Source organism: Moraxella sp., assembly GCF_024227015.1.
GTDB lineage: Bacteria > Pseudomonadota > Gammaproteobacteria > Pseudomonadales > Moraxellaceae > Moraxella.
This window is the reverse complement of record NZ_JAAELD010000288.1, coordinates 1-1,048: the sequence shown is the minus strand read 5'-3', so window position 1 is coordinate 1,048 and position 1,048 is coordinate 1. Positions and strand designations below refer to the sequence as shown.

Annotated in this window: 1 protein-coding gene; it reads left to right on the top strand. The window is 45.0% G+C overall.

From position 1 onward, the window contains the following. A partial coding sequence (metK, locus tag GY683_RS06655; protein ID WP_297287995.1) for a methionine adenosyltransferase occupies positions 1–981 on the top strand: 981 nt, incomplete at its 5' end. Positions 982–1,048: the final 67 nt, after the last annotated feature.

Here is a 1,048-nt window from a genome sequence, read left to right as displayed (position 1 = left end):
GCGCCATTGGATGTGGAAAATGTCGTGCGTGAAACAATCAAGAAAATAGGTTATAACAGTTCAGAGATAGGGTTTGACTGGGAATCTTGCGCTGTATTATCAGGCATTGGTCAACAATCAGCCGATATAGCAATGGGTGTGGATGAAACGGATGATCATGAACAAGGCGCAGGTGATCAAGGTTTGATGTTTGGCTATGCCAGCAATGAAACGGATGTCTTGATGCCAGCACCTATTACTTACGCGCACCGTTTGGTGAAGCGTCAATCGCAGTTGCGCCATGATGGGGCATTGCCCTGGTTACGCCCTGATGCAAAAAGTCAAGTGACATTCCGCTATGTTGATGGTAAACCTGTTGGAGTTGAAGCAGTTGTTTTGTCAACTCAGCATGATCCTGATATTGATAATAAAGCCCTACACGAGGCTGTGATGGATGAGATTATAAAACCTGTACTCCCTGCATCGTGGTTTAATAAGGAGACGCGGGTCTATATTAATCCAACAGGTCGTTTTGTGATTGGGGGACCAATGGGTGATTGTGGTTTGACAGGGCGTAAAATTATAGTTGATACTTATGGTGGTATGGCACGGCATGGAGGCGGCGCATTTTCTGGAAAGGATCCGTCTAAAGTTGATCGTTCCGCCGCTTACGCTTGTCGCTACGTGGCAAAAAACATTGTCGCCGCAGGTTTGGCAGAACGCTGTGAAATTCAAGTCTCTTATGCGATTGGAGTCGCGGAGCCGATGTCAATTCGGGTGGAAACTTTTGGTACAGGGGTGGTAAAAGAAGCGCGTTTGACACAGTTAGTGCGCGAACATTTTGATTTACGCCCTCGCGGTTTGATATCCATGCTGGATTTATTGCGCCCTATTTATCAAGAGACTGCCGCTTATGGACATTTTGGGCGTGAAGAGACGGAGAAGTTTACTTGGGAACGCATCGATAAGGCGGAGATGCTGCGTGAAGCGGCAGGTATTTAATTTTAATTAAGGAATAAGGATTCAATAAAGTTTTTTTGTACAGGACATTAATATTTAAATTATTGAT